At 65.5% G+C, this 6,691-nt stretch carries 8 protein-coding genes; 5 read left to right on the plus strand and 3 right to left on the minus strand.

The window, feature by feature from the left end; all coding sequences use genetic code 11:
• Positions 1-2,175 (plus strand): aminopeptidase N (gene pepN, locus ABZF37_RS13000; RefSeq protein WP_372720601.1); only part of this gene is annotated, 2,175 nt, incomplete at its 5' end.
• A 50-nt stretch (positions 2,176-2,225) separates the two neighbouring features.
• Here pepN and ABZF37_RS13005 read toward each other — a convergent pair.
• The 3 genes from ABZF37_RS13005 to flgA all read right to left on the minus strand — a co-directional run bounded on the left by ABZF37_RS13005 (position 2,226) and on the right by flgA (position 3,736).
• On the minus strand, positions 2,226-2,639 hold the full coding sequence (locus tag ABZF37_RS13005; RefSeq protein ID WP_372720603.1) for a flagella synthesis protein FlgN: 414 nt from the start codon (positions 2,637-2,639) through the stop codon (positions 2,226-2,228).
• Between the two features lie 3 nt (positions 2,640-2,642).
• Positions 2,643-2,942 (minus strand): flagellar biosynthesis anti-sigma factor FlgM, encoded by a 300-nt coding sequence (gene flgM / locus ABZF37_RS13010; RefSeq protein WP_372720605.1) that lies wholly within the window; start codon positions 2,940-2,942, stop codon positions 2,643-2,645.
• Between the two features lie 83 nt (positions 2,943-3,025).
• Positions 3,026-3,736, minus strand: a complete 711-nt coding sequence (gene flgA, locus ABZF37_RS13015) for a flagellar basal body P-ring formation chaperone FlgA (protein ID WP_372720607.1) — start codon at positions 3,734-3,736, stop codon at positions 3,026-3,028.
• Between the two features lie 306 nt (positions 3,737-4,042).
• On the opposite strand from flgA, the gene flgB reads away from it, so the two are divergent.
• The 4 genes from flgB to ABZF37_RS13035 form a co-directional block, all read left to right on the plus strand.
• Positions 4,043-4,435 carry a flagellar basal body rod protein FlgB gene (gene flgB, locus ABZF37_RS13020; RefSeq protein WP_372720609.1) on the plus strand — a complete coding sequence of 131 codons (393 nt, stop codon included), beginning with the start codon at positions 4,043-4,045 and terminating at the stop codon, positions 4,433-4,435.
• 4 nt (positions 4,436-4,439) lie between these two features.
• Entirely contained in the window at positions 4,440-4,856 is a 417-nt protein-coding gene (flgC, locus tag ABZF37_RS13025; protein ID WP_372720611.1) for a flagellar basal body rod protein FlgC, read from the plus strand.
• On the plus strand, positions 4,856-5,521 hold the full coding sequence (locus tag ABZF37_RS13030; protein WP_372720613.1) for a flagellar hook assembly protein FlgD: 666 nt from the start codon (positions 4,856-4,858) through the stop codon (positions 5,519-5,521). The genes flgC and ABZF37_RS13030 overlap by 1 nt, the downstream gene beginning before the upstream one ends.
• Before the next feature lie 32 nt (positions 5,522-5,553).
• Positions 5,554-6,691: flagellar hook protein FlgE (locus ABZF37_RS13035; RefSeq protein ID WP_372720615.1), on the plus strand; the 1,138-nt coding region annotated here is incomplete at its 3' end.

Consider the following 6,691-nt stretch of genomic DNA (forward strand, 5'->3'; position numbering starts at 1 on the left):
CTGCTGTCCAACGGCAACCTGGTCGAGCATGGCGACCTGACCGGCGACGGCAATACCGGACGCCACTTTGCGCGCTGGGGCGACCCGCACCGCAAGCCGTGTTACCTGTTTGCGCTGGTGGCCGGCCAGCTGGAGTCGCGCCAGCAGCGCATCATCTCGCGTGCCGGCAAGGAGCACCTGCTCGAGATCTACGTGCGCCGCGGCGACCTGGGCAAGACTGAACACGCGATGAATTCGCTGATGGCGTCCATCGCCTGGGACGAGGCACGTTTCGGCCTGCCGCTGGACCTGGAGCGTTTCATGGTGGTGGCCACCAGCGACTTCAACATGGGCGCGATGGAAAACAAGGGCCTGAACATCTTCAACACGAAATACGTGCTGGCGACCCAGGCCACCGCGACCGACAGCGATTTCGCGGCAATCGAAGGTGTGATCGCCCACGAGTACTTCCACAACTGGACGGGCAACCGCGTCACGTGCCGCGACTGGTTCCAGCTCAGCCTCAAGGAAGGCCTGACGGTATTCCGCGACCAGCAGTTCTCGGCCGACATGGGCTCGCCGGCGGTCAAGCGCATTGCCGACGTGCGCGGCCTGCGTACCGTGCAGTTTGCCGAGGATGGCGGCCCGCTGGCCCACCCGGTGCGCCCGGAGGCCTACGTCGAGATCAACAACTTCTACACCAGCACCGTTTACCAGAAGGGCGCCGAGGTGGTGCGCATGCTGCACACGCTGCTGGGCGTGGACGGCTTCCGGCGCGGCATGGACCGCTACTTTGCCCGCCACGACGGGCAGGCGGTCACGGTGGAGGACTTCGTTGCCGCGCTGGCCGATGCCAACGGCATCGATCTTGAGCCGTTCATGGGCTGGTACCGCCAGGCCGGTACGCCGCAGGTGACCATCACGCGTCGTCACGACGCCGACCAGCAGCGCCTTTACCTGACCTTGCGCCAGCACACGCCGCCCACGCCGGGGCAGCCGGACAAACAGCCGCTGCCGATTCCGGTCGCGCTCGGCCTGCTGGGTGCGGACGGTCGCGAACTGCCGCTGCGCCTTGAAGGGGAGGGCGCGTCGGTCGGTACGCAACGCGTGCTTCAGCTGCGCGAGGCCGAGCAGACCTTCGTGTTCGAGGACCTGCCCGCCGCGCCAGTGCCGTCGCTGCTGCGCGGCTTCTCGGCCCCGGTGCGCCTGGATGTCGATCTTGACGATGCCGAACTCGCCCACCTGCTGGCGCACGACACCGACGCCTATGCCCGCTACGAGGCCGGCCAGCAGCTCTACCTGCGCTTGATACGTCGTCTGCTGGCAGCGCATGCCAGCGGCGAAGCCCTGTCGCTGGACGCCGGCCTGCTGCGTGCGGTGCAACGCTGCCTGGCCGACGAGAGCCTCGATCCGGCCCTGGTGACCGAGCTGCTCACGCTGCCGTCGGAGACCTTCATCGCCGGCGAACTCGACGTGGTCGATCCGCAGGCCATCCACGACGTGCGTCGCTTCCTGCGCCTGGCGCTGGCAGAGGGTCTGCGCGAGCCGCTGCTGGCGCGCTATCAGGCGCTCGCGCCGACCGGCCCCTATCACTTCGAGGGCGCGGAAGCCGGTCGCCGCAGCCTGCGTAACCTGTGCCTGGGGTATCTGGCCGAACTCGACGACATCGGCGCCGGCCTGTGCTTCGCGCAGTTCCAGGCCGCCGACAACATGACCGACAGCAACGCCGCCCTGGCGCTGCTGGCGCAGCTGGAAGCCCCCGAACGCGAACAGGCGCTGGCCGCCTTCTACCAACGCTGGAAGGGCGAGGCGCTGGTGCTGGACCGCTGGTTCAGCGTGCAGGCCGGCTCGCGCCGGGCGCAGGCGCTGGACGACGTCAAGGCCCTGCTGACCCACCCGGCCTACGCGCCGCGCAACCCGAACCGGGTTCGCGCCCTGGTCGGCGCCTTGGTTCACGGCAACCCGGCACGCTTCCATGCCGCAGACGGCGCCGGATATGTCTTTCTGGCCGATCAGGTGCTGGCCATCGACGGCTTCAACCCCATGCTGGCGGCACGCCTGGTTCAGGCCCTGGCCCGCTGGCGCCGCTACGAACCGACGCGCCAGGTGCTTATGCGTGCGCAGCTCGAACGCCTGGCCGCGACGCCCAAGTTGTCCAAAGACCTGTACGAGGTGGTCAGTAAGGCGTTGGCGTGAGCCGGGAAGATGCCTGTCGCGATTACAGTCGGACGCCTGAATCAGAAACCCTAGACGCTGGCGATGTGGCGGCTGCCTACCTGCGGGCGGGATTCGCCACTGGCGCTGTATAACGCCGGGCTTTGCTCGGTGCCCATCAGCACGCGCATGGCGCGCGTGAGCATGCCCTGTTGCAGGGCCAGCAGTTGGCCGTTGCGCCGGTTAAGGTCCCGGCAGTGCCGGGCCAGGTCGGCCGTCTGCTCCTGACGGGGGCTGTCGGCCGGTTCGATTTGTCCGTCTGACGTGGTCTCCAGCCTGCTCAGGGTTTCGGTCAGGCGGCGCTTGGTCGCAGCAATAGCCGTCACCGCTGCGCCGTCGGCCTGTTTGAACGCCGCGTACTCCTGCTCCAGCAGGTCGGCCAGGGCGACCAGGGTCTCGTGGCCGGATGCCATTGGCGACGGGTCGGCAGGCAGCGAGCTATTCACGGTCTATTCCTGAGCCGCCTGCTCTTGACGCAGGAAGTTGTCCGCAACGCGGTGCGGGTCGATCTGATAACTGCCGTCGGTGATGGCGGCGCGCAGCGCGGCCACCCGTTCACTGTTCACGACCGGCGTGCCGGCTACCAGGGTTTGGACGTCCTGCAATTGACGGGCACCTTCGGTGAGGTTGACGCTGTCGTCGGCGGATTGGGCGCGGGGAGCCTGCGTGCTCTCGTGCGCGCTGGCGCGACCCGGCGCGGAATCGACCTTCAGGTTTTCCGGAATCACGGGCGTGGACCTTATTTCCATGGTGTTCTACCTTAGCTACAGCCACTGCTAATGCGGCGGATGACCAGTTATCGTCACTGTCGCGAAGAACTTTAGCATTGCTGTCAAAATTCCACCGTTACCCGGCCATCGCCGGTAACGGTGCCATGCACGACACGCTTTGTGTGCAGGTTTTCGATATCCACCCGGTCACCGGCGGCGCCGTTGCCGAGCGCGCGGCCGCTGGCCTGAATAACGAAATTGTTTCCTTGCAGTTGCATCAGGACCGACTCGCCGCGGCGCACCAGCACCGGGGCTTGAAGGACGTTCGGGGTAAGCCGCTCGCCCACGCCGAGGCTGCGCCGCAGGGCCTGCCCCTGGGCTTGTGCCTGATCCAGCAGGTACTGGCCATTCAGGGCACCCAGTTCCATGGTTTGCTGACGCAGGTCGCCGGCTTTGATGCGGTGACCGCGGGGCAGTGCCCGGGCCGCCACCAGTACGCCGGCCTTTGCCTGCACGCTGACCGGCAAATGGATGGACCAGCCCGGCGTGGCCTCGCAGGCGACCTGGACCAGGGCGCGTCCGGGCAGGCGCGGGGTGCCCGTCACGCGGCCTGTCAGGGGTTGCAGGCAATCGGCCAGGCGTAGCCTTGGGTCGGGTCGGGCAACCGTTGCCGTCGGATTGTTGACGCCGACCTCGCGCGCCGCCGTCAAGGCGGCGTCACGCGCCGCCACAACCAGCTTGGCCGGGTCTTGCAGGGCCTGAGCGGCGCCGCTCACGAACAGCGCGGTCAGCGCCAGAAATGGCCAGCAGACCCGCTTGATTGCTTGCTTCATCTTCCAATCTCCTTAAGCCATGCCCGGCGATCGCGCGTTCCGAGATCAGTAGTGATCTAGCACGTGCCATGCCACGCGCTGTGGGGAGGTGTTTTCGATCTCGCGGGCGGGCGTGGTCGACGTCGAGCGGGCCGGTAACGTCGGCAATCCGTCGCCGCCATACCGGCAAATGCTTGCCAAACGGCAGGTTTGGGGTCTGCCGTAAATTCGCTAATGGCTGTGGATGGCCTGTTTACAAGGGATTTCGTGCAGTTGGCCCGGCGTTTGCATTATGCCGACGCAACAGCAGACGCCGCGGAGTTCGGCATGGCTAACATCATCGACCAAGCCTTCGGCATACATGGCCAGGCAATACAGCTACGCGCCGAGCGCTCTCAGATACTGGCCGCCAATCTGGCGAATGCCGACACGCCCGGTTTCAAGGCGCGTGACGTGGATTTCAAGCAGGCGCTGCAGGCAGCGCATGGCGCGAAGTCGCCGCTGGCGATTACCAATGCCTCACATATCGGCAGCCTGGATCAGGGGGCTGAGACGCAACTGCGTTTTCGGGTGCCGCTGCAGCCCTCGCTCGACGGCAACACGGTAGATGTGGCCACCGAACAGGCGGCGTTCAGCGAGAACTCGAATCGCTATCTGGCCAGCCTGACGTTTCTGAATGGCCGTATCCGCGGGTTGATGACCGCGCTACGAGGGGATTGACGCTATGAGTGATTTTGGACTGTTTGGCACGCTGGGGTCGGCGCTTTCCGCCCAGACCGTGCGTTTGAACACGGTGGCCAGCAATCTTGCCAATGCCGACCAGGCGGCCGGTTCGCCGGAGCAGGCGTACCAGGCGCGGGTGCCGGTATTCGCGGCGGTTCTGGATGCGGCGCAGCGCAACGCGCCCGCCAGTGGCGTGCAGGTGAAAGGCATTGCCATCAGCCAGGAACCGCCACGGGCGGAATACCAGCCCGGTCACCCGCTGGCCGATCCGCAGGGTTACGTCTACTACAGCAACGTGCGGCCGGTGGAGCAGATGGCCGACATGATCTCGGCCTCGCGCTCCTACGAGAGCGCCGCGCAGGCACTGAGCACGGTCCAGGATCTTATTCAGCGCACGCTGCGCCTGGGGGATAGCTGATGTTTTCCACCGATAGCCTGGCTGCGACCAACCTGCGTAGCAGCGACTCGCTGACCCCGCCCAAGGAGCGGCGCACGGTCCTGAACCAGGATGACTTCATGACGCTGCTGTCCACGCAGCTGCGAAATCAGGATCCGACCAAGCCGCTGGACGCCAACGAAATGGTGGCTCAGATGGCCCAGCTGAGCACCGTCACCGGCATCAGCGATCTGGGGAAACAGGTTGCCGAGCTATCGCGCAGCCTGAACTCCAGCCGCGCTGCGGAAATTGCGCAACTGGTCGGCCGCGAGGTGCTGCTGGATGGAGAGTCCTCGCTGCTGCCGATTGGCGGCGCGCTGCAAGGCGCGGTCAACCTGCCGGCCGATGCGCCGGATCTGAATATCACGATTTACGACCAGGCCGGGCGTCTGGTGCGCCAGGTGAGCCTGGGGGCGCAGCCCGCGGGCATGGTTCGCTTTGCCTGGGACGGAAGCCAGGCGGACGGCACCGGGGCCATGCCTGGACGCTACCGCGTCTATGCCGACCCCGGTAACGGCCAGGCGGTTCCCGCATTGGCCGTGGGCCGCGTGGACAGCGTGCTGTTCGGCAGTGACGGGCAGGGTGCGCAGTTGATTTTGAACGGTTACGGCGCCACTGATTTGAGCGCCGTCAGGCAGGTGATGTAACGGCCCAAAGGGTCATTTGAAGGAGCGATTCCATGGCATTTGAAACAGCAATCAGTGGCCTTAACGCGGCAACCACGCAGCTAGACGTCGCGAGCAACAATATCGCCAACGTCAACACGACGGGCTTCAAGCAGTCGCGGGCCGAGTTCTCGGATATCGCCACTGGCTTTGACCTGGGCGTGTCATCGCTGGCGATTGCCCGCGGCGTGCGCACGGCAGCCATCTCGCAACAGTTCGATCAGGGCAACGTCAAGTCCACCAACAACAATTTCGACCTTGCCATCAATGGCGGTGGATTTTTCATGCTCAGCGACAGTTCCGGCACCGTATACAGCCGCGCCGGGGCATTCGGGGTGGATCGCTCCGGCTTTGTCACCAACAACGCCGCGCAGCAACTGATGGCGTTCAACGTGGACGCCGCCGGCCTGGCATCGGGCACGCCGGTACCGCTGCAGATCGATACCTCGGACGTGGAGCCAAAGGCGACCGGCAGCGTCACGGTTGGCATCAATATGCGCGCCACGGCTGCGGTCGTGGCCATCCCGTTCGATCCGACGGTTGCCGGCAGCTACACCAACTCGACTTCGATGACCTTCTACGATTCGCTGGGCAACTCCCACAACGGGGTGCTGTACAGCGTCAAAACCGGGGTCAACACCTATGACACGCACCTGTTGGTGGACGGTACGGAAGTGACGCCGACCGCGGGCGGTGTGATCACCTTCGGCACTGACGGCAAGATTCTGACCCCGGCCTCCGGGGTGGTGGCCTACGATCCGTTCGCCATTGCTGGCGCCGCACCGCTGACTCTCACGCTGAACTATTCGGGTCCGACCCCGACCACACAGTTCGGCGACACCTACAGCGTCAACGCGCTGGACCAGGACGGCTACACCACGGGTCGACTGTCGACCATCTCGATCGACGAAACCGGTCGTGTGTTTGCCCGTTACACCAACGGTCAGTCGCGTCAGATGGGGCAGCTTGCAATGGCCAACTTCGCCAACCCGCAGGGTTTGCGCCAGGCCGGTAACAACGCCTGGGTCGAAACGTTCGCCTCCGGCATTCCGCTGGTGGGTACCGGGGGGTCAGCGCGCCTGGGCACGGTGCAGTCCGGAGCGCTGGAGGACTCCAACGTCAACCTGACCGAAGAGTTGGTCAAGCTGATCC

It is taken from the genome of Immundisolibacter sp., from assembly GCF_041601295.1.
GTDB lineage: Bacteria > Pseudomonadota > Gammaproteobacteria > Immundisolibacterales > Immundisolibacteraceae > Immundisolibacter.

Excerpts from the sequence above, each read along its gene's own strand:
- flgM (WP_372720605.1), bottom strand. The coding sequence starts at position 2,942 with ATGGAAATAAGGTCCACGCCCGTGATTCCGGAAAACCTGAAGGTCGAT.
- flgA (WP_372720607.1), bottom strand. The coding sequence starts at position 3,736 with ATGAAGCAAGCAATCAAGCGGGTCTGCTGGCCATTTCTGGCGCTGACC.
- flgB (WP_372720609.1), top strand. The coding sequence starts at position 4,043 with ATGGCTAACATCATCGACCAAGCCTTCGGCATACATGGCCAGGCAATA.
- flgC (WP_372720611.1), top strand. The coding sequence starts at position 4,440 with ATGAGTGATTTTGGACTGTTTGGCACGCTGGGGTCGGCGCTTTCCGCC.
- ABZF37_RS13030 (WP_372720613.1), top strand. The coding sequence starts at position 4,856 with ATGTTTTCCACCGATAGCCTGGCTGCGACCAACCTGCGTAGCAGCGAC.